This window comes from Stenotrophomonas sp. OVS01A (assembly GCF_019969775.1).
GTDB lineage: Bacteria > Pseudomonadota > Gammaproteobacteria > Xanthomonadales > Xanthomonadaceae > Stenotrophomonas > Stenotrophomonas indicatrix.
The window spans coordinates 169109-189807 of record NZ_JAHXYV010000007.1 but is presented as its reverse complement, the minus strand read 5'-3'; the positions used below and the strand labels follow the sequence as shown (position 1 = coordinate 189807).

At 67.7% G+C, this 20699-nt stretch carries 16 protein-coding genes; 8 read left to right on the top strand and 8 right to left on the bottom strand.

Features of this window, described 5'->3' with window-relative positions; genetic code table 11:
• Positions 1-275 precede the first annotated feature (275 nt).
• Positions 276-653 carry a DUF4124 domain-containing protein gene (locus LC407_RS19105; protein ID WP_025879366.1) on the bottom strand — a complete coding sequence of 126 codons (378 nt, stop codon included), beginning with the start codon at positions 651-653 and terminating at the stop codon, positions 276-278.
• An 80-nt stretch (positions 654-733) separates the two neighbouring features.
• On the opposite strand from LC407_RS19105, the gene pssA reads away from it, so the two are divergent.
• From pssA to rimI, 3 genes are read left to right on the top strand one after another with little or no spacing between them, the layout of a single operon-like run.
• Positions 734-1513: a CDP-diacylglycerol--serine O-phosphatidyltransferase gene (gene pssA / locus LC407_RS19100; protein WP_025879365.1), complete on the top strand. Its 780-nt coding sequence runs from the start codon at positions 734-736 to the stop codon at positions 1511-1513.
• Positions 1510-2022: a hypothetical protein gene (locus LC407_RS19095; RefSeq protein WP_032977246.1), complete on the top strand. Its 513-nt coding sequence runs from the start codon at positions 1510-1512 to the stop codon at positions 2020-2022. The genes pssA and LC407_RS19095 overlap by 4 nt, the downstream gene beginning before the upstream one ends.
• Positions 2019-2516, top strand: a complete 498-nt coding sequence (rimI, locus tag LC407_RS19090; RefSeq protein ID WP_032952160.1) for a ribosomal protein S18-alanine N-acetyltransferase — start codon at positions 2019-2021, stop codon at positions 2514-2516. Before LC407_RS19095 ends, rimI begins: the two co-directional genes overlap by 4 nt.
• 58 nt (positions 2517-2574) lie before the next feature.
• Here rimI and LC407_RS19085 read toward each other — a convergent pair whose 3' ends face one another.
• From LC407_RS19085 to LC407_RS19065, 5 genes are all read right to left on the bottom strand, one after another.
• Entirely contained in the window at positions 2575-3396 is an 822-nt protein-coding gene (locus LC407_RS19085) for an EamA family transporter (protein ID WP_223483416.1), read from the bottom strand.
• A 156-nt stretch (positions 3397-3552) separates the two neighbouring features.
• Positions 3553-6396 (bottom strand): valine--tRNA ligase, encoded by a 2844-nt coding sequence (locus LC407_RS19080; RefSeq protein ID WP_223483415.1) that lies wholly within the window; start codon positions 6394-6396, stop codon positions 3553-3555.
• Between the two features lie 34 nt (positions 6397-6430).
• Positions 6431-6622, bottom strand: a complete 192-nt coding sequence (locus LC407_RS19075) for a YqaE/Pmp3 family membrane protein (protein ID WP_025879360.1) — start codon at positions 6620-6622, stop codon at positions 6431-6433.
• A 20-nt stretch (positions 6623-6642) separates the two neighbouring features.
• The gene (locus LC407_RS19070; RefSeq protein WP_025879359.1) at positions 6643-7068 is read right to left on the bottom strand and encodes a DNA polymerase III subunit chi; all 426 of its coding nucleotides are present in this window, start codon (positions 7066-7068) and stop codon (positions 6643-6645) included.
• Positions 7069-7165: 97 nt separating this feature from the next.
• Positions 7166-8644 (bottom strand): leucyl aminopeptidase, encoded by a 1479-nt coding sequence (locus LC407_RS19065; protein ID WP_059065965.1) that lies wholly within the window; start codon positions 8642-8644, stop codon positions 7166-7168.
• A 104-nt stretch (positions 8645-8748) separates the two neighbouring features.
• Here LC407_RS19065 and lptF point away from each other — a divergent pair, with 104 nt between their 5' ends.
• On the top strand, positions 8749-9831 hold the full coding sequence (lptF, locus tag LC407_RS19060; RefSeq protein ID WP_032977254.1) for an LPS export ABC transporter permease LptF: 1083 nt from the start codon (positions 8749-8751) through the stop codon (positions 9829-9831).
• Positions 9828-10934 (top strand): LPS export ABC transporter permease LptG, encoded by a 1107-nt coding sequence (lptG, locus tag LC407_RS19055; protein WP_025879356.1) that lies wholly within the window; start codon positions 9828-9830, stop codon positions 10932-10934. Before lptF ends, lptG begins: the two co-directional genes overlap by 4 nt.
• An 82-nt stretch (positions 10935-11016) precedes the next feature.
• Here lptG and LC407_RS19050 read toward each other — a convergent pair whose 3' ends face one another.
• On the bottom strand, positions 11017-11505 hold the full coding sequence (locus LC407_RS19050) for an RDD family protein (protein ID WP_025879355.1): 489 nt from the start codon (positions 11503-11505) through the stop codon (positions 11017-11019).
• A gap of 56 nt (positions 11506-11561) precedes the next feature.
• On the opposite strand from LC407_RS19050, the gene xerD reads away from it, so the two are divergent.
• Positions 11562-12539, top strand: coding sequence for a site-specific tyrosine recombinase XerD (xerD, locus tag LC407_RS19045; protein WP_223483414.1), 978 nt, complete (start codon positions 11562-11564; stop codon positions 12537-12539).
• A gap of 100 nt (positions 12540-12639) precedes the next feature.
• The gene (locus LC407_RS19040; RefSeq protein ID WP_025879353.1) at positions 12640-13431 is read left to right on the top strand and encodes a thioredoxin fold domain-containing protein; all 792 of its coding nucleotides are present in this window, start codon (positions 12640-12642) and stop codon (positions 13429-13431) included.
• Positions 13432-13548: 117 nt separating this feature from the next.
• On the opposite strand, the gene LC407_RS19035 is transcribed toward LC407_RS19040, so the two are convergent.
• The gene (locus LC407_RS19035) at positions 13549-15660 is read right to left on the bottom strand and encodes a glycosyl hydrolase family 18 protein (RefSeq protein WP_223483413.1); all 2112 of its coding nucleotides are present in this window, start codon (positions 15658-15660) and stop codon (positions 13549-13551) included.
• 849 nt (positions 15661-16509) lie between these two features.
• Between LC407_RS19035 and purL the strand changes: the two genes are divergently transcribed.
• Positions 16510-20394: a phosphoribosylformylglycinamidine synthase gene (purL, locus tag LC407_RS19030; RefSeq protein ID WP_223483412.1), complete on the top strand. Its 3885-nt coding sequence runs from the start codon at positions 16510-16512 to the stop codon at positions 20392-20394.
• Positions 20395-20699 lie beyond the last annotated feature (305 nt).

The window sequence follows — 20699 nt, the reverse complement described above, 5'->3', positions numbered from 1 at the left end:
CAACCGCCTTGACCGATGTGGAGGTCTTGCAGGCCTCTTTGGCGACCTGCAATTTGAAACAAACCTCATATCTATTCATGTAACCCTCGGGGTTGGATCAGGTGTCCAACTCCAGGGGGTCACTTCAGGGATGGGTTTACGGCGTGTCCTGCCCACCCACACCGCCCCGCCAAATCAAAGGAAAACCCAGGGCCGGCTGTTGCCGTTGCAGTTGAGGTTGCCGGCCAGCGGCCGGCACTACCGCGGGTGCCGGGCGCCGCCCGGCCGATCCCCCCTCAACCCGCCGGAGGGCAGTACGCCTTGATCGCCGCCTCGGCCAGGCCCTTCTGCGCGCTGCGCTGTTCCGGGGTAAGCGCGGTATCGGCCTTGCCATCGCCATCGGTGTCCTGCATCACCGGGCCGGTGCCTTCCAGCAGCGTCACGTTGGCGCGAGCGGTGCTGCATTGTTCCGGCACCGGCGCGGCGGCAGGCTCGGGGGCCGCGTCCGTCGCCGCTGTCCTGGCTTGGGCACGCGTCTCATACTTTGCCCCGGCCGGCGGCGTTTCCGAATACTGGGTCACGCCCTTGGCGTCCTTCCACTTGTAGACAGGGCCGGCCAGCGCAGTGGTACTGGCCAACAGCAGCAGGCAACCCAGGCAGGACAGGGCACGCATGGCAAACTCCGCAGAATGGGCGTAGAACGCCGATTGCAGCATTGGCGCCGACCGCTGGCAAGTCGATTAAACTGGATTCCATGGACCCGATCACACCGCCGCCGCGCTCGCGCACGATTTACCTGCTGCCCAACCTGTTCACCACGGCTGGGCTGTTCTCTGGTTTCTACGCCATCATCGCCGCGGCCAACGGGGATTTCGTCAACGCCAGCATCGCCGTGTTCGTGGCGGCGGTGATGGACGGCCTCGATGGCCGTGTCGCGCGCCTGACCGGTACCAGCAGCGAGTTCGGCGTGCAGTACGATTCGCTGGCCGATCTGGTCAGCTTCGGCATGGCACCGGCCCTGGTGATGTATCACTGGTCCCTGTCGGAACTGAAATACGACGGTGAGCTGGTCGGTCGCCTCGGCTGGGCGGTGGCGTTCCTGTACGCCGCCTGCGCGGCGCTGCGCCTGGCGCGCTTCAATACCCAGGTGGCCGTTGTCGACAAGCGCTGGTTCGTTGGCCTGGCCAGTCCGGCTGCCGCCGGCCTGATGATGTCCTTCGTCTGGGCCTTCGCCGATGGCACGCTGGGCTGGAACGGCAACGAGCTGCGCTTCGTGGCGTTGGCGGTGACCCTGGTCGCCGCACTGTTGATGGTCAGCCGCATCCGCTTCTGGAGCTTCAAGGGCGGCGCGGCCAAGCAGGGCGCGCGCTCGGACCGTGTCCCGTTCCTGGTGCTGGCACTGGTGCCGATCGCCATCGCCATCGCGGTGATCGACCTGCCCCGCGTGCTGTTCGTCGTCGGCATCCTGTACGCCCTGTCAGGCCCGGTGATGTGGGGCGTGCAGCGCCTGCGCAAGAAGCCCGAGGCGGCGTGAGCCAGGACCTGCCCGTGTTGTGGTCCCCGGCCCAGCAGGCCTGGCTGCAGGCCATGGGCTACACCGTCTATCACGACGGCCAGTTGGCCGCCGAAATGGACGCGGCACTGCAGCTGAGCGTGGCTGAAGCCGCAGCATCGGCACCCGTGCCGGTCGAGGCGACGCGCACGGCTCCACCTTCGATGCAGCACGCACCCAGCCAGCGCGGCGCGGCGCCGGAACCTCGGCCCGAGCGCGCGCCACCACGCACTGCCGTGCCGGTGGCGGCGCCGGACACCGTCCCGGCTGCGGCCCGTCCGCTGCCCACCGGCAACGCGCGCCAGCCGCTGGTGCGCCTGCCTGACCGCCTGCAGATCGCGCTGTTGCGTGCCTCGGGCTGCAATCCCAACGACCCCGCCACCCAGGCACTGATGGACAGCTGGCCGCTGGAGCAACTGCGTCGCGACCCCGCAGCCAAGCGCGCGTTGTGGCCGCAGCTGCGCGCGCTGCGCAAGGGCGGAACCGCATGAGCGCGGTCAGCCAGCCCGGACCGGTGGCGTTGCGTGCGCTGCGCGAGAGCGATCTCAACGCGGTGATGGCCATCGAAGTGCGTGGCTACCCCTATCCCTGGACCCGCGGCATTTTCCTGGATTGCCTGCGTGCCGGTTACCCCGGCCTGGCCATGGAGCGCGATGGCCTGTTGATCGGCTATGGCGTGCTCAGCCTCGCTGCCGATGAAGCACATGTGCTGAACATCTGCATCGATCCGCTGGTGCAGTCGCGTGGGCTCGGCCGCCAGTTGCTGCGTGCGCTGGTCCGCCTGGCCGGTGATCGAGGCGCGCAGCGGGTGTTCCTGGAAGTGCGTCCGTCCAATACCCCGGCGCTGGCGCTGTATCACAGCGAAGGCTTCAACGAGATCGGCCGGCGCCCCCGCTACTACCCTGCTGCGCAGGGGCGCGAAGATGCGCTGGTGATGGCGATCGAGCTGGTGGACGGCGAGCTGGAGACAATGCCGCCGCTGTAATGGGCGTCGCGTGGCCGCTGCGCTCGCCGGGCATGGCCCGGCGCTACCGATGCGTTGTTTACGCCAGCCGCAGCGCTAGCACGCCAGCCACGATCAATGCTGCCGCCACCCAGCGTGCACGCGGTACCCGCTCGCGCAGCAGGAACACCGAGATCAGCAGCGCGAACAGGATCGACGATTCGCGCAGCGCCGATACCATTGCCACCGGCACCTGGGTCATCGCCCACAGCGCCATCGCATACGAGGCGGTGGTACCGATGCCGCCGGCCACGCCCAGCGGCCAGTGCTGGCGCGCATACGCCAGCAGCTTGCCGCGCTGCCGATGCAGCGCCCACAACGGCAACGGAATGCCCGACAGCAGGAACAGCCACAACGTGTAGCTCAGCGCATTGCCGGACAGTCGCGCGCCCTGCGCATCGACCAGGGTGTAGGTGGCGATCATCGCCGCCGTCAGCAACGGCAGCCGCAGCTGGCCGCCACGTGCGCCGCGGGCCATGCACAGGATGCCGCCACTCACCAGGAGGACACCGAGCCAGGCCGACGGCGGCAGGCGTTCGCCGAGCACGGCGCCGGCCAGCGCAACGAGGATGGGCGCGCAACCACGCATCATCGGATACGCCAGGCTCATGTCGACCTGTTGGTAGCAGCGTGCGACCAACGCGTAATACGTCACCTGCAGCAGCACCGAAGCGCCCAGCCACGGCCAGCTTTCCGCGGCGGGGAAGGGTAGCCACGGCAAGACGAGCGCAGACAACAGCGCAGCGCTGCCGGTGACGAGCACCGTGCCGAGGAACTTGTCCGGCCCGCGTTTGACGATCGCGTTCCAGCTGGCGTGCAGTGCGGCGGCGGCGAGGACCAGCAGGAAGATGGAAAGCGGCATCAAGCGATGATGCCACGCGTGGCAAAAGGAAACGCCGGGCATTGCCCGGCGTCGACCTCGAGAATGTGCCAACCAGGGTTGGTGCTTTGGCAGGTGCCAACCTGGGTTGGCACATCACAGCGGTGCGGACCAAGGTCCGCACCCACCCGGGAGGCGTTACAGCTTCGCGCGCTGTTCGCGCAGGCCGGCCAGCTGGTTGTTCCAGTCGACCAGGCGCACGCGTTCCTGCTCGATCACCGCCGGCGGAACCTTGTCGGAGAACTTGGCCAGCTTGGTCTCGCTCTTCTCCTGTTCGCCTTCCACGCGCTTGATCTCCTTGTCCAGGCGCGCGCGCTCGGCATCGAGATCAACCAGGCCTTCCAGCGGCACCAGCAGCTTCAGCTCACCGACGATCGCGGCGGCGGCCGGCGGCGCACTCTGTGCGTCGTCCAGCCACTGGATGCCGTCCAGCTTCAGCAGGAACGACAGCGAAGCGCTGAAGCGCTCGATGCGCTCGCGGTCCTGGCTCTGCCCGGCATGTTCCTGGCCGGCCAGCAGGCGCAGCGGCACCAGCCTGGACGGGGCAACGTTCAGTTCGCTGCGCACGCGGCGCACCGCACTGATCACCGCCTTCAACCATTCCACGTCGGCCTCGGCCTGGGTGAAATCGCCCTCGAATTCGGCGGCGGTCGGGTACGGCCGCAGCGACAGCGTGGTTTCGGCCAGGCCCAGGCGCGGTGCCAGCTGCTGCCACAGCTGTTCGGTGATGAACGGGGTCAGCGGGTGCAGCAGGCGCAGCAGCGCTTCCAGCACGTACAGCAGGGTGTGGCGGGTGCTGTCGGCGTCGGCGGCATCGGCACCGTTCAACGCCGGCTTGCTCAGCTCCAGGAACCAATCGCAGAACTCGTTCCAGGCGAATTCGTACAGGCACTGCGCCAACAGGTCGAAGCGATAGGCGGCGAAATGACCCTGCGCTTCGGCGGTGGTGGCGGCCAGGCGAGAGAGGATCCAGCGCTCGGCATCGGTCCGCGGCGTCGGCGCACCGGTGAACGCTGCACCTTCGGTGTTCATCAGGGTGAAGCGGCTGGCATTCCACAGCTTGTTGCAGAAATTCTTGTAACCCTCGGCACGGTTCATGTCGAACTTGATGTCGCGGCCATGGGTGGCCAGCGCGGCGATGGTGAAACGCAGCGCATCGGCACCATGGGCGGCGATGCCGTCCGGGAACTCCTTGCGCGTGGCCTTCTCGATCTTCTCGACCATGCGCGGCTGCATCAGCCCGCCGGTGCGCTTGGCCACCAGGTCATCGATGGTGATGCCGTCGATGATGTCCAGCGGGTCGAGCACGTTGCCCTTGCTCTTGGACATCTTCTGGCCCTGGCCGTCGCGGATCAGGCCAGTGAAGTAGACGTCCTTGAACGGGATCTTCCCGGTCAGGTTGTCGGTGGCCATGATCATGCGCGCCACCCAGAAGAAGATGATGTCGAAGCCGGTGATCAGCACCGACGACGGCAGGTAGCGGTCGAAACCGCGCTCGGCCATCGCCTGCTCGTTCGGCCAGCCCAGTGTGGAGAACGGCCACAGCTGCGAGGAGAACCAGGTCTCCAGCACGTCGCTTTCCTGGCTCAGCACGACGTCGCTGCCGAGATTGTTTTTCGCCCGCACCTCGTCTTCGCTGCGGCCGACGTAGCAGCTGCCGGTGGCGGCATCGAACCATGCGGGAATGCGGTGGCCCCACCACAGCTGGCGGCTGATGCACCAATCCTGGATGTTGGTCATCCAGTGGCGGTAGGTGTTGATCCAGTTCGGCGGCACGAAGGAGATGCTGCCGTTCTCGACCAGCTCCAGGCCACGCTTGGCCAGTTCGTCCATCTTCACGAACCACTGGTCGGTCAGGTACGGCTCGATCACCTGGCCGGTACGGTCGCCGCGCGGCACCTGCAGCTTGTGTGCCTTGGTCTCGACCAGGATGCCCAGGTCTTCCAGTTCAGCCAGCACGGCCTTGCGCGCGTCGTAACGGTCCAGCCCCTGGAAACGTTCCGGCGCGTTGTCGTTGATCGCGGCCACCGGCGTGAACAGGTTGATCATCGGCAGGCTGTGGCGCACGCCCACCTGGTAATCGTTGAAGTCATGCGCCGGGGTGACCTTGACCACGCCGGTACCGAACGCACGGTCCACGTAGTCATCGGCGATCACCGGCACGCGGCGGCCGGTCAGCGGCAGCACCACGCTCTTGCCGATCAGGTGCAGGTAACGCTCGTCTTCCGGATGCACCATCACCGCGGTGTCGCCCAGCAGGGTTTCCGGGCGGGTGGTGGCGACCACCAGGTAATCGCGGGTTTCGCGCAGGGTTTCGACGCCGTCGGCATCGCGCTCGACGTGCTCGTAGCTCAGGCCTTCATCCAGCTGGTAGGCGATCGACCACAGGAAGCCATCTTCCTCGGCGCTCTCCACTTCCAGGTCCGAGATCGCCGTCTTCAGCACCGGATCCCAGTTGACCAGGCGCTGGCCGCGGTAGATCAGGCCCTGTTCGTGCCAGCGCACGAAGGCTTCGATCACCGCTTCGGACGGCTGCGGGTCCATGGTGAAGGTGCTGCGCGACCAGTCGGCCGAGGTGCCCAGGCGGCGCATCTGCCGTTCGATGATGTCACCGGACTGCTGCTTCCACTCCCACACCTTGCCGATGAAGCCCTCGCGGCCCAGCGAATCGCGGGTTTCGCCATTGCCTTCCAGCGCCAGGTTGCGGCTGACCACCATCTCGGTGGCGATGCCGGCGTGGTCGGTACCGACCTGCCACAGCGTGTCGTAGCCGCGCATGCGGTGGTAGCGCACCAGCGCATCCATCAGGGTCTGCTGGAAGGCATGGCCCATGTGCAGGGTGCCGGTCACGTTCGGCGGCGGCAGCAGGATGGTGTACGGCTCGCCCTTGCCGGACGGCTTGAAATGGCCGGCCTTCTCCCAGGCCTCGTAGAGGTCGGTCTCGAAGGACTTCGGGTCGTAGCTGGAGGCGAGTTGGGTCATGCGGGGGAACCAGTCATCAAGGCGGGAAGGGAGATCAGCGCGACCCGAGGGTGCGCCGGATCTTCTGGTCGGTGTGGTACTGGCTGACCGAATAGGCAGCCCAGATCGCGGCGGGCAGCCAGCCGATCAGGGTGATCTGCAGGATCAGGCAGACGATGCCGGCAAACGGCCGGCCGATGGTGAAAAAGGACAGCCAGGGAAGAATCAGGGCGATCAGCAGGCGCATCAAGGGGTCCTCGCGGGGGCTTACATGTCGTGCTTGTTCAGGTCGTAGCCGGCGGTCTTGTACTGGCGCCAGCGCTCGCGCAGTGGTTCGCGCGCTTCCGGATCGGCCGGGACCACTTCCAGCACGCGCTCGCACTGGCCCAGCCAGGGTTCGTCGCGCAGGTTGATCACCAGCGGCCGCACGGGCGCCTCGCCGCCGGGCGGGGCGATCAGTACCAGGGCTTCTTCCTCGTCCACGTCCTCACCTACGATCTGGTGCGGAATGTAGGCATCGTCGTCGAATGACCAGAGAAGTTCGTCAAGTTCTTCGGCCTGGGCCTGGTCGCGGGCGAGGACCAGGGTGAACAACCCGGCGTCATTGGCCTTGCGCGCCAGCTCGCAGACCAGGCGCAACGGCTCGGTCAGGAAACGGGGCTTGGCGATCAGGTAGAAGTCGGCGCGGGGCATGGCGGCATCCAGGTGAGGCAGGTGCCGATCCATGCCGGGTGGCGGCTGGACCGGCGAGGCCCCGGCCGGCGGTTGCCGGCCAGGGTCAGGTACAGCGTCAGGCGCGGGCGACCTGGTCCAGCAACCACTGGCTCAGCAGGCCGACCGGACGGCCGGTGGCCATGCCACGCTTGCCTTCATCGCTGGCCACGCCGGCGATGTCCAGATGGGCCCAGCGCTGGCCTTCGGCGAAGCGCGACAGGAAGCAGCCGGCGGTAATGGCACCGGCCCAGCGGCCGCCGATGTTGTAGACGTCGGCGAAGCTGGAATCCAGCATCGGCTGGTACTCGTCCCACAGCGGCAGGCGCCAGGCGCGGTCGAAGACCTGCTCGCCGGCGGCCAGCAGTTCGTTGGCCAGGTCGTCGTGCTTGCTCATCAGGCCTGCGGTCTGGTGGCCGAGGGCGACCATGCAGGCACCGGTCAGAGTGGCCACATCGACCAGCGCCTGCGGTTCGAAGCGCTGCGCGTAGGTCAGTGCGTCGCACAGGATCAGGCGGCCTTCGGCGTCGGTGTTGCCCACTTCGATGGTCTTGCCCGACATCGAGGTGATGACGTCGGACGGACGGTAGGCATTGCCGTCGATGGCGTTTTCCACCGCCGGGACCACCACCACAAGATTCAACGGCAGCTTGGCCTTGACCGCGGCGACGAAGGTGCCGATGACGTTGGCGCCACCGCACATGTCGTACTTCATCTCTTCGATGCCGCCCTGGGTCTTCAGGTTGACGCCACCGGTATCGAAGGTGATGCCCTTGCCGACCAGCACGTAGGGCTTGGCGTCGCCGCCATTGCTCCACTTCAGCACGACCAGGCGCGGGCGGTTGGCCGAGCCACGGGCCACGGCCAGCAGCGAGCCCATGCCCAGCGCTTCCATCTGGGTCTCGTCGAGGATCTCGGCTTCGGCACCGTCATGCTCGCCGGCGAATTTCACGCCCACTTCAGCCAGATAGGCCGGGGTGCAGTAGTTCGGCGGCAGGTTGCCCAGCTCGCGGGCGAACTCGACACCGGCGGCGATGGCCTGGCCCTGGGCCAGGGCCTGCGCGTCATCACCGGCGATGGCCAGCTGGGCCAGGCCGGCATCGTCGGCCTTCTTCTTGCCCAGGGTGGCGGTGTAGCGGTAGGCCGCGTGGTCGGCGGCGATCACCGCCTGGCGGATCGCCCAGGCCGCGTCGCGGTCCTTCACTGCCACTTCGGACAGGGTGAACAGTGCGCTGCGGGCAGCGCCGGCCTTCAGCGCGCGCACGGCATCGCCGACCGCCTTCAGGTACTGCGGCACGCCGAAGCGGGCGGCATCGCCGAGGCCGACCACCAGCACGCGCGGGGCGGTCACGCCCGGCAGGTCGTGCAGCAGGGTGGTGGCGCCGGTCTTGCCGGACAGGTCGCCGCGCTGGGCCAGGGCGGCCAGGCGGCCACCGCTTGCAGCATCCAGTGCCTGCGCGGACGCAGTCAGGGTATGGTCGGCATAGGCGCCGACGACGATGCAGTCAACGGCGGCCGAAGCCGCAGCGAGGTGGTTCAGGGTGAATTCGAGAGCCATTGAGCAGATTCCATTGGCAAGTCCGTACAATCGCGGACCGTTTACGCCCAGACGCTAGACTGGGCGGCACCGCGAACGAACCTGAGAGTTTAAACCACCGCCCCATGTTGAAGCTCGACCGCTATCTATTGGGCGATTTCGTCCAGAGTTTCCTGGCTACCCTGATCGTCCTGCTGGTGGTCAGCGTGGGCGGCGTGCTGGTGGACATCCTCGGCAACATCGCCGACGGGCGGCTGCCGGCCAAGCTGCTGTTCTCGCAGCTGGGCCTGCAGTTCATCGTCTACATGCCGCTGATCCTGCCGCTGGCACTGATGCTGGGCCTGCTGCTGGCCATTGCCCGCCTCTACCGCGACTCGGAAATGGCGGTCATCACCGCCATCGGTGTCGGCCCCCGGCGCCTGCTCAAGCCCCTGCTGATGCTGGTGCTGCCGGTGATCGCGGTGGTCGGTGCCTGTTCGCTGTGGCTCGGCCCCTGGGCCGGGCGCACCGCCGAACAGATGGTCCAGGACGCCAACCGCAGCGTGCTGATGGCCGGCCTGGAGCCGGGCCGGTTCACCCCGCTGCCCAATGGCGGGGTGGTCTATGTCGCCTCGATCTCGCCCGATGGCAGCCAGCTGGGCCGGGTGTTCCTGCAGCGGCAGAAGGAGGATCGCCTTGAAGTGGTGTCCGCCGCCAGCGGCCGCATGTACTTCGAAGGCGCCCGCCAGCGTTTCCTCGAACTGGATGATGGCCACCAGCTGGAAGGGCCGGCGGCCGGCGCACTGGACTACCGCCTGGCGACCTTCGCCCGCAACGACGTGGCGCTGCCCGACGGCAGTGAGGCCCGCAAGAGTGATGACCCCGAACTGATGCCGACCACCGCGCTGTTCGGTGACAAGCGCCCCGAGGCCCAGGCACAGCTGCACCGTCGCCTGGCGCCGCCGCTGATCGCACTGGCCTTTGCCCTGCTGACCGTGCCGCTGGGACGCAGTTCGCCGCGCCAGCAGCGCTATGGGCGGATGATGCTGGCCCTGATGGCCTACATGGTCGGTACCAACCTGATGTTCATCGGCAGTGGCTGGATCGCCAATGGCCAGATTCCGCCGGCGCTTGGCCTGTGGTGGCTGACCCTGCCGCTGCTGGCACTGGCGATCTGGATGTACGCGCGTGACGGCCGCATGGCCCGCCCGAAGGGAGCCCGCGCATGATGCTGCGACCGATGCGTTTCGATCTGTACCTGGGCCGGGCAGTGCTGGGTACCGTGCTGCTGACCTGGGCGGTGCTGGTGGGCCTGGACGTGCTGATGGCCTTCTCCGGCGAGTTCAAGGACATCGGCAAGAACGGCTATTCGCTGGGCCATGCTGCTGCCTGGGTGCTGTACACCGTGCCGCGCCGGGCCTACACGATGTTCCCGACCGCGGCGGTGATCGGCGCGCTGATGGGCCTGGGCCAGCTGGCCGCGACCTCGGAGCTGACGGCGCTGCGCGCGCTGGGCCTGTCGCGCAAGCGCCTGAGCGTGTCGGTGGCGATCGCCCTGTCGCTGCTGACCGGGCTGATGGTGATCAGCGCCGAGACTCTGGGGCCGTGGGGCCAGAACCGCGCCGATTCGCTGAAGATGAGTGCCAAGTGGGGCACCGACATGGCGGTGGCGCGTTACTCCGGCCTGTGGGCGCGTGAAGGTGACACGTTCCTCAACGCACAGAGTGGCGAAGAACAGCTGGTCGGCGACAAGGGCACCCGGCTGATTCTGCGTGACGTGCGCCTGTACAAGATCGACGAAGAGGGTCGGATCGGTACGCTGACCCATGCGGCCACCGCCGAGCATGACAAGGATGGCTGGGTGTTGACCGGCGTGCGCCGTGACACCTTCGGCGAGCGCTCGGCAACGCGCCAGGAAGCGGCCCGTGAGCCGTGGAATTCCAAGCTGGATGCCGGCGCCCTGGCCACCGGCATCGCCAAGCCGCGCAACCTCAGCGTGTCCGAGCTGAGCACCAGCATCGCCTACCGCGAGCGCAACGGGCTGGATGCACGCGACTACGAGGATGTGTACTGGAGCCGCTGGTTCTATCCGTTGAATGTGCTGGCGCTGTGCCTGGCGGCGGTGCCGTTCGCGTTCGGTTCGCTGCGCAGTGGCGGCATGGGCAAGCGCTTGTTCCTGGGCATCCTGTTCGCGCTGGCGTTCTGGCTGCTGCAGCTGTTCTTCGGCCGCATGGCCGGTGCGCTCAAGTTCGACTACCGCATTGCCTACGCGCTGCCGCCGATCGTGATGCTGGCCGTGTCCGGGTTGTTGTTCCGGCGCAAATCGGGCTGATTCCGGTAGCGCCGGGCCATGCCCGGCGAAGGTGTGCGATATCCCGCGTCCGCCGGGCATGGCCCGGCGCTGCCAGGACAGGTCAGCGCTTTGGCATCCGCAGCAGCTGCGTGGCACTCGCGCGGTCGTGCCAGGTCAGCCGCTGGCGATCCACCAAGGCCCACCAGAAGCCCAATCCGCCCAGCAGCAACGACAGCGTGGCCACCGCGAAGCGCAGCCACAGCTGGCCGCGTCGCAACGGCGTGCCATCGCGTGATTCCAGCTTCAAGCGCCACGGGCGCATGCCCAGCGTCTGCCCACCGCGCCGCCAGCTGGCGGTGGCATACCACCCGGTCATGGCCCAGCACACCGCCCACAACAGCCATTGCCAGGCACTGAAAGGCGCGATGTTGTCGCGCTGCGCATGGCCGCTGAACGTATAGGCCAGGGTGAAGGCCGTGCCGGCCAGCATCCACAAGGCCAGCACCGGCAGCGCGTCATAGATCATCGCCAGCAGGCGCCACAGCAGCAGCGCGCGCGGGCGGGGCGTATCAGCGGCGACGTGGGCCGCATCGGTGGCGGGGCTCGACATGTGCCGAGCATACGCAATGCTGGCCGTGCCCGCAGTTGGCCTCGTATCCTGCGTGCATGGCCGTCACTTCCACCCCCGCCGAACGTCGTCAGCTGGTCCAGCAATTGCCCGAGCTGCGCGGCGAGGACAGCCAGCGCATCCAGCGCTTCCTCGATGCGATCTGGGCCGAGCACGGTCTGGCCCGCGCCACCCTGGACAGCTATCGCCGCGACCTTGAAGGCCTGGCGCGCTGGTGTGACGGGCGCGACGGTGGTCTGGCCGGTATTGAACGTGCCGGTCTGTTCGATTACCTGGCTTGGCGCACCCGCCACAACTGGTCGCCGCGCAGCAACGCGCGGTTGCTGTCGGCGCTGCGCGCGTTCTTTGCCGATGCCGTGCGGCGTGGCGAACGCAGCGAGGATCCCAGCGCACTGCTGGACCCGCCGAAGCTGCCACGGCTGCTGCCCAAGGCACTGGCAGAGAGCCAGATCGACGCGCTGCTGGCGGCACCGGATATCGACAGTCCGCTCGGCCTGCGCGACCGCGCCATGCTGGAGCTGATGTATGCCGCCGGGCTGCGGGTGAGCGAGCTGGTGCTGTTGCCCGCCACCGCGGTGAACCTGCGCCAGGGCGTGCTGCGGGTGACCGGCAAGGGCAGCAAGGAACGCCTGGTGCCGCTGGGCGAGGAGTCGCAGTACTGGCTGGAACGCTACCTGCAGCAGTCGCGACCGCAGCTGGTGGGGAAGGGCAAGGTGCAGGCGCTGGCCGACGGGCAGACGCCCCTGTTCATCGAACCGGCGCTGCATGGCTTGACCCGCCAGGCCTTCTGGCACCTGGTCAAGCGATACGCGGCGGTGGCCGGTATCGACCCGGCGGGGATCAGTCCGCATGGCCTGCGGCACAGTTTCGCCACCCACCTGTTGAACCGTGGCGCCGACCTGCGCGCGCTGCAGATGCTGCTGGGCCACAGCTCGCTGTCCACCACGCAGATCTACACGCTGGTCGCACGCGAACACCTGCAGAAACTGCACGCCCGCCATCATCCACGCGGCTGAGCCCGCGGCTGAACCCCTGCCGGGCCTGTGCGCGGCATCGCGGACCGCTCAGGATGGCTGTGTCAGAATCCGGGGTCTTCTTTCTGCTGCGGACTGCTCCATGCTCCGATTCGCCATCGCCGCCGTGTTCGGCGCGCTCAGCCTGAGTGCCTGCGCCCAGCCCGCCCCGCCCGCCGCAAAGGCCCCCGCTGCAGCGGCAGCCAAGACCGGCCCTGCCGCCACGGCCAATGCTCCGGCCGAGCAGGCCGTGCGCAAGGCGCTGACCGAGCTCAACCCCGGCTTCCAGGTGGACTACATCGGTGCCGCGCCCTTCCCGGGCTTCCGTGAAGTGGTGGTCTCCGGCCAGCTGCTGTACGTCTCCGACGACGGCCGTTACCTGTTCCAGTCGCAGCCCTACGACACCCGCGCCAAGAGCCCGGCCAACAGCGAAGGCCTGCTGGGCTACCGTCGCGACCTGCTGGCCAAGGCCAACCATGGCGACCGCATCGTGTTCGCCGCACCGAACGCGAAGTACACCATCAGCGTGTTCACCGACATCGAATGCGGCTACTGCCGCAAGCTGCACCAGGACATCGCCGAGCTCAACCGCAACGGCATCACCGTCGAATACCTGGCCTTCCCGCGCATGGGGCTGGGCAGCAAGGATTACACCGACATGATCTCGGTTTGGTGCGCGGCCGATCGCCGCCAGGCGCTGACCAACGCCAAGCGTGGTGGCACGGTGGCAGCGAAGAACTGCACCAACCCGGTGGCGATGCAGTACGCCCTGGGCCAGCAGTTGGGCGTGAATGGCACGCCGGCGATCTTCGCGCCCGATGGCACCCAGCTCGGCGGCTACCTGCCGCCGGCGCAGCTGCGTGCCGCGCTGGAGAAGCTGTCGGCCAAGCGCTGATTGAAACGCCGCCGGGCATGGCCCCGCGCTACCGTGGATGGGCGGGTAGCGCCGGGCCATGCCCGGCGGATGCATCAGACAGAAAGCCGGGGACGCAGTGCGCCCCCGGCTTTTTTTTTACTTCAACCCATCACTGACCGCCTTGGTCAGCGTGCCCTGCGCATCGTCGCCGCTGAACTCCCAGACGAACGCACCGCCCAGTCCCTGGGTCTTCACGTAGCCCATCTTGCGGGTGATGTTGGCCGGGGTATCGAAGCTCCACAGTGTGCTGCCGTTGTAGATCCAGGTGGCACCGGCGGTGTTGTCGGTGTAGCTCGGCCACGCCAGGTTCTTCAGCACCTTCCAGTCTTCGATGCCGGCCTCGTAGGTACCCGGTGCCGCACCGGTGGCGCTCTGGTACAGGCCATTGTTGGCGTTGGTCACCCCGGTCCAGCCGCGCCCGTAGTAACCGATGCCCAGGTTGAGCTTGGCGGCGGGAACACCACGGCTGATGAAGGCCTCGATGGCGTCGTTGCTGTTGTACAGCTTCTGGTCGCCGGTGGACGGATCATTCGGCGAATCGAACAGCGCCGACTGGTGATTGGTCTTCGCATCCCACGCGCCGTGGAAGTCGTAGGTCATCACGTTGATGTAGTCCAGGTACGGGTGGTACGCGGCCGGATCGGTGACGCGGATCTTGTCGATGCCGGCGCCGACTGCCACCGTCAGCAGCAGGCCCGGGCGCACCGCATCGAGCTGGCGGCGGAATTCGGCCATCAGCGCGGTGAAGTTGGCGTTGTCCTCGGGCGTGCCGCAGGCGATACCGCAGGCCACCGGGTATTCCCAGTCGATGTCGATGCCATCGAACACCCCCAGCGCCGCACCGGGGCCACCGGCACCATCGGTCACCGGCAGATTGCCCTTGATGTAGGCGTCGATGCACGAAGCGACGAAGGCCTGGCGGTTGGCCGGTTGCGCCGCGCTGGAGAAGCCGCGCGACCAGGTCCAGCCACCCAGCGAAATCAGCACCTTCATGCCCGGGTACTTGGCCTTGAGCTGCTTGAGCTGGTTCCAGTTGCCGCGCAGCGGCTGGTCCCAGGTATCGGCGCTGCCGCTCACGCTTTCGCCGGCACCGAAGGCCTTGGTGTAGTCAGCGAAGGCATCGCCACCGGCACCGCTGTTCGGGTCCGACGCCTGGGTGATGCCCACCTCGCAGCGGTTGTTGCGCACGTTGCCGAAGGCGTAGTTGATGTGGGTCAGGCGCGCGGCCGAACCGCTGCTGTCGATGTTCTTGACCCGGTAGTTGCGGCCGTAGATGCCCCACTGGGTGAAGTAACCGATGACCCGCTTGCCGGTGGTGCCACCGTCGCCGGCCAGGGTGCTGGCGGTCACTGCCGTGCCCTGTGCCGACGCATTGCCGGCGTTGTCGCGGGCACGCACGCGGTAGCTGTAGCTGGTCGATGCAGTCAGGCCGCCATCGACATAGCTGGCGCTGGACGGCGAGCCGACCAGGCTGCCATTGCGGTACACGTCGTAGCCGGCCACGCCGCTGCCACCGGTGTTGTCGGTGGAGGGGCTCCAGCTCAGGGCGATGCTGTTGGCGGTGCGGGTGCCCACGGCCAGGCCGCCGGGCACGCTGGGCGCGGTGGTATCGCCACTGGCCGCGTTGACGGTGATGGTGATGGTCGCGGTGCTGGCGGTGGCGTTGTTGTTGTCGGTGGCGACCGCGCGCAGGGTGTGGCTGCCGGCGCTGGCGTTGGCCCAGCTGGCGCTGTACGGCGCGCTGGTGTCGATGCCCAGCGAACTGCCATCGCGGAAGAACTCGACCTTGCTGACGCTGCCGTCCGCATCACTGGCGTTGGCGGTCACGTTGACCGTGCTGCCGGCGCTGAAGGTGGCGCCGTTGGCCGGCGAGGTCAGGCTGACCACCGGCGGCTGGTTGGCCCCGCCGCCGTCGCAGGCGCCGAGGTTGGTGTAGTAGGGCGCCCCGGCCGGATGGTCCGGCGGCGCATTCCAGATGTCCTGGTTCGCCCGGTAGAGGACCCCTCCTTTCTGCAGGGTGTCGCCACTGCGGTAGATCTTGGCCTGATCCCACTCGGCCACGCCGGCACAACTGGCGGCCTGGGCCAGGCCGGGCAGGGCGACCGCCCCGGCCAGGGCCAGCAACCAGGCCAGACGGCGCGGGCGACAGCGATGAAGGGAAGGGTGGGCACTGCGTACATCGGCACTCTGCACAAGCGGGTCGTACATGGTGTGTCTCCGATCGATGGTTGGCGCGCGGGCCAAGACGGCGCCGCACGTAACGCAGGGTCCGGACGTCGCCCGGGAAGGCGACGGAGGGGGCGGACGGAGGTACCTGGTGGGCCGGGGAGAGAGTCCGGCGCCAGGTGGGGACAACGTTGTCATCAATTGCGTGGTCAATCCGTGAGCGAGTGCATGGTTCGGGGATTTGGCGGAGAGCGGCGCTGGCGCGCGGTCGGCGGCCATCGGCGGAGCCCCTCGTGGCTGGGGTTGGTCGTTTACAGCGGATTTCTGGGGGTGGGCCGGGCGGGTGGGTTGCGCAGGGGACGCCGTGAATACGTCCCTGTAGGCTCGGGCGCGCCATCCATGGCGCTTACGCCCCTGCGCAACCCACCCGCCCGGCCACGGACAATTTCCTGCGGGCGCCAGCCACGAAAGACAGAACAGAAAATCAAAAGCAGAAGCCGGTCGCTGCGCTCTTCCGCTCTTCAATGCCTGATTTCTGATGTTCCCTGGTTGCCGGCCAGCGGCCGGCATTACCGCAGAACATCCACGCATGGCGTGGATCTACCGCAGATCGCGGAAATCTGTCGAAGGCGGGGTGGGTCCGGTTGCGGGGGCGTGAGCCGCATGGATGCGGCGACCGAGCCTCCATGGACGGATTCACGGCGTCCCCCGCAACCGGACCCACCCTGCCATCCCACGGGAACCCCGCTTTTGCTTTGGCAGTTGCTGTTGCTGTTGCTGTTGCTGTTGCTGTTGCCCTGGCCTCGGCGGGTGCCGGGCGCCGCCCGGCCGAAGCCTACCCCCGCTTCCGGTACAATGTCGGGCCCGTTTCCCAACTACGGTTCCCCGGACATGATGGTCCTCGAGGGCGCGCCCGCCCTGTCGCCGTTCCGCCGCGAACGTCTTGAATCCCGCCTGCAGTCCATCGCTCCCTCCCTGCGCATCAGCGGTGCCTGGCACGTCTACTTCGTGCAGGCCGAGGGCACTGCCGCCCCCGACGTCGATACCCTGTGCCGCATCCTGGAAGCCCGCCCGCAGTCCGAGGCGGTCGCTGACGGTGCGGTCAGCCGCATCGTGGTGCCGCGCCTGGGCACGCTGTCGCCGTGGTCGAGCAAGGCCAGCGAGCTGGTCCGCGGTGCCGGCCAGCCGGTGAGCCGGGTCGAGCGTGGCCTGCGCATCGACGTGCAGGGCTGGCCGACAGACGCTGCCGCCCAGCAGGCGCTGGTCAAGGTGCTGCACGACCCGATGACGCAGTCGGTGCTGGAGAGCGTCGATCAGGGCCACTCCCTGTTCTCGACCCCGGCCCGTGGCGAACTGGAGCGCGTGCCGGTGGACCAGCTGGAGGCCGCCAACCAGCGCCTCGGCCTGGCCATGGCGCAGGACGAGATCGACTACCTGCGCGAGCGCTTCACCGCGCTGGGCCGGTCGCCGTCGGACGTGGAACTGATGATGTTCGCGCAGGCCAATTCCGAGCACTGCCGGCACAAGATCTTCAACGCCAGCTGGACCATCGACGGCCAGGAGCAGGACCGCTCGCTGTTCCGGATGATCAAGAACACCCACCAGCAGACCCCGCAGCACACGCTCAGCGCGTACAGCGACAACGCGGCGGTGATCGAAGGCCATCCGGCCTCGCGCTATCGCCCGGACCCGGCCAGCGGCGAGTACCGCCGCGAACCGCAGGTGCCCAGCGCGTTCCAGATCAAGGTGGAAACGCACAATCACCCGACCGCGATCGCGCCGTTCCCGGGCGCGTCGACCGGCGCTGGTGGTGAAATCCGCGACGAAGGTGCGACCGGTCGTGGCGGCAAGCCGAAGGCCGGCCTGAGCGGATTCTCGGTCTCGCACCTGCGCATTCCCGAGCTGCCGCAGCCGTGGGAAGCGCCGCGTGCGCTGAACCCGCGCATGGCCCCGGCGCTGGAGATCATGACCGACGGCCCGCTCGGCGGCGCCGCGTTCAACAACGAATTCGGCCGCCCGGCGCTGCTCGGCTACTTCCGCAGTTTCGAACTGCCGGAAGGCGCCGACCTGGTGCGCGCCTACGACAAGCCGATCATGCTGGCCGGTGGCCTCGGCGCCATCGATCGCGTGCAGGTCGACAAGATCCTGCTGCAGGACGGCGATGCCGTGATCGTGCTCGGCGGCCCGGCGATGCTGATCGGCCTCGGCGGCGGTGCCGCCAGTTCGGTCGCTTCCGGTGAGAGCGCCGAGGACCTGGACTTCGCCAGCGTGCAGCGCGACAACCCGGAAATGGAGCGTCGCTGCCAGGAGGTCATCGATCGCTGCGTGGCGATGGGCGCTGACAATCCGATCAAGTTCTTCCATGACGTCGGTGCCGGTGGCCTGTCCAACGCCATTCCCGAACTGCTGCACGATTCCGGCGTGGGCGGCATCATCGACCTGGGCAAGGTGCCCACCGACGATCCGTCGCTGTCGCCGATGCAGCTGTGGTGCAACGAGTCGCAGGAGCGCTACGTGCTCGGCGTGGCGCAGGAGCGCCTGGCTGAATTCGCCGCGCTGTGCGCGCGCGAGCGCTGCCCGTTCGCTGCGGTCGGTGTCGCCACCGCAGCCGAACACCTGGTGGTGGCCTATGGTGCCGTGCCGGGCAACATCCCGGCCGATGCGCCCATCGATTTGCCGATGGACGTGCTGTTCGGCAAGCCGCCGAAGATGCACCGCGATACCGCGCACCCGCCGGCACCGCGCTGGCCGGCATTGAAGACCGGTGGCCTGGATCTGCAGGAAGCCGGGCTGCGCGTGCTCGCACACCCGACCGTGGCCTCCAAGAACTTCCTGGTCACCATCGGCGACCGCAGCGTGGGCGGCCTGACCGCGCGCGAGCAGATGGTCGGCCCGTGGCAGCTGCCGGTGGCCGACGTGGCGATCACCCTGGCCGATTTCGACGGCGTGGCCGGCGAGGCGATGGCACTGGGCGAACGCACGCCGCTGGCGCTGCTGGACGCGGCTGCCTCGGCCCGCATGGCCGTTGGCGAAGCACTGACCAACCTGTGCGCGGCCCCGGTCGATGCGCTGGATGAAGTCAAGTTGTCGGCGAACTGGATGGCCGCTGCCGGCCACCCGGGCGAAGACGCGCTGCTGTACGACGCGGTGAAGGCGGTGGGCATGGAACTGTGCCCGCAGCTGGACATCAGCATCCCGGTGGGCAAGGACTCGCTGTCGATGCAGGCGCAGTGGCACGACCAGGGGCAGGCGCACAAGAGCGTGTCGCCGGTGTCGCTGGTCATCACCGCGTTCGCGCCGGTGGCCGATGCGCGCCAGCAGCTGACCCCGCTGCTGGACCGCGATATCGACAGCGAGCTGTGGTTGATCGGCCTCGGTGCCGGCAAGCAGCGCCTGGGCGGTTCGATCCTGGCCCAGGTGCATGCCGACCACGGCGACCTGCCGGCCTTCGCCGGTGCCGCCCCGGACCTGGACGACCCGCAGCGCCTGCGTGGCTTCTTCGAGCTGATCCGCGATGCACGCCAGGCCGGCCTGCTGCGCGCGTACCACGACCGCAGCGACGGTGGTGCGTTCGCCGCGCTGTGCGAAATGGCCTTCACCTCGCGCCTGGGCCTGGACATCACCCTCGATGCCTGGGGCGATGACCCGTTCCGCAGCCTCTTCAATGAAGAGCTGGGCGCCGTTGTGCAGATCGCCCGCGAAGACCGCGCCGCGTTCGCCGACCTGGTCGAGCGCCATGCGCTGACCGAGTGCGCACAGCGCATCGCCAAGCCGACCACTGCGCCGGTGGTGCGGGTGTCGCTGGGTGGTGATTCGCTGGCCGAATGGCGCTGGGAAGCGCTGTTCGATGCCTGGTGGTCGGTCACCCACGCCATGCAGAAGCGCCGCGACAATCCGGCCAACGCCGATGCCGAGCGCGAGATCGCCCGCGCCTTTACCGCGCCGGGCCTGAAGCCGAAGTTGAGCTTCGATCCCAATGAGGATGTTGCCGCACCGTTCGTGCAGACCGGGGCGCGTCCGCGCGTTGCGATCCTGCGCGAACAGGGCGTCAACGGCCAGATCGAAATGGCCAACGCCTTCGAACGTGCCGGCTTCCGCGCGTTCGACGTGCACATGAGCGACCTCATCGAAGGCCGCGTGGCGCTGCAGGACTTCACCGGCCTGGTTGCCTGCGGCGGCTTCAGCTACGGCGACGTGCTCGGTGCCGGCCGCGGCTGGGCGACCTCGATCCTCGAGCGTACCGCGCTGCGCGATGCCTTCGCCGCGTTCTTCGCGCGCGAGGACAGCTTCGCCCTGGGCGTGTGCAACGGCTGCCAGATGATGAGCCAGCTGAAGGACATCATCCCCGGTGCCGAACACTGGCCGCAGTTCCGCCGCAACGCCAGCGAGCAGTTCGAAGCCCGCACCGCGCTGCTGGAAGTGGTGGAGTCGCCGTCGATCCTGCTGCGTGGCATGGCCGGGTCGCGCCTGCCGGTGGCGGTGGCACATGGCGAAGGCCAAGCGGTGTTCGACAACGCCGTCGACCAGGCCACAGCCCGTGTCGCACTGCGCTACATCGATGGCAACGGCAACGTCGCCAGCCAGTACCCGCTGAACCCGAACGGCTCGCCCGACGGCATCACCGGCCTGACCAGCACCGACGGCCGGGTGACCATCATGATGCCGCACCCGGAGCGCACCCCGCGCGCGCTCAACCTGAGCTGGGCCCCGTCCGAGTGGCAGGGCGATTCACCGTGGATGCGCATGTTCCGCAACGCACGGGTGTGGTGCGGTTGATCGCACGCGCATTGCGCAGCTGACGATGCCATCGCGTATGGAGAACCCGCCGGGAAACCGGCGGGTTTTTCTTTGTCCATACGGAAACTCCTGAACTGGCCATCAGTTACATGCGTTTTCATAAGTGAGGATTTCCTCACGTGCGCCTAACAAAATGCGTACATAAACAAGTGAAACAGTGAACTGCTTCACGGCAATGGGTTTTGCTGCGTCAAACTCTTGACGATCCGCAAAGATGCCGTTAACACTTGACCCCCGTTTCAAATCTGTTCATCCCGCAGTAACCGCACGGCGCATGCGCTCGG

Excerpts from the sequence above, each read along its gene's own strand:
- LC407_RS19080 (WP_223483415.1), bottom strand. The coding sequence starts at position 6,396 with ATGACCCAACTCGCCTCCAGCTACGACCCGAAGTCCTTCGAGACCGAC.
- xerD (WP_223483414.1), top strand. The coding sequence starts at position 11,562 with ATGGCCGTCACTTCCACCCCCGCCGAACGTCGTCAGCTGGTCCAGCAA.
- purL (WP_223483412.1), top strand. The coding sequence starts at position 16,510 with ATGATGGTCCTCGAGGGCGCGCCCGCCCTGTCGCCGTTCCGCCGCGAA.
- pssA (WP_025879365.1), top strand. The coding sequence starts at position 734 with ATGGACCCGATCACACCGCCGCCGCGCTCGCGCACGATTTACCTGCTG.
- LC407_RS19040 (WP_025879353.1), top strand. The coding sequence starts at position 12,640 with ATGCTCCGATTCGCCATCGCCGCCGTGTTCGGCGCGCTCAGCCTGAGT.
- rimI (WP_032952160.1), top strand. The coding sequence starts at position 2,019 with ATGAGCGCGGTCAGCCAGCCCGGACCGGTGGCGTTGCGTGCGCTGCGC.
- LC407_RS19070 (WP_025879359.1), bottom strand. The coding sequence starts at position 7,068 with ATGCCCCGCGCCGACTTCTACCTGATCGCCAAGCCCCGTTTCCTGACC.
- lptF (WP_032977254.1), top strand. The coding sequence starts at position 8,749 with ATGTTGAAGCTCGACCGCTATCTATTGGGCGATTTCGTCCAGAGTTTC.
- lptG (WP_025879356.1), top strand. The coding sequence starts at position 9,828 with ATGATGCTGCGACCGATGCGTTTCGATCTGTACCTGGGCCGGGCAGTG.
- LC407_RS19075 (WP_025879360.1), bottom strand. The coding sequence starts at position 6,622 with ATGCGCCTGCTGATCGCCCTGATTCTTCCCTGGCTGTCCTTTTTCACC.
- LC407_RS19050 (WP_025879355.1), bottom strand. The coding sequence starts at position 11,505 with ATGTCGAGCCCCGCCACCGATGCGGCCCACGTCGCCGCTGATACGCCC.
- LC407_RS19065 (WP_059065965.1), bottom strand. The coding sequence starts at position 8,644 with ATGGCTCTCGAATTCACCCTGAACCACCTCGCTGCGGCTTCGGCCGCC.
- LC407_RS19085 (WP_223483416.1), bottom strand. The coding sequence starts at position 3,396 with ATGCCGCTTTCCATCTTCCTGCTGGTCCTCGCCGCCGCCGCACTGCAC.
- LC407_RS19035 (WP_223483413.1), bottom strand. The coding sequence starts at position 15,660 with ATGTACGACCCGCTTGTGCAGAGTGCCGATGTACGCAGTGCCCACCCT.
- LC407_RS19105 (WP_025879366.1), bottom strand. The coding sequence starts at position 653 with ATGCGTGCCCTGTCCTGCCTGGGTTGCCTGCTGCTGTTGGCCAGTACC.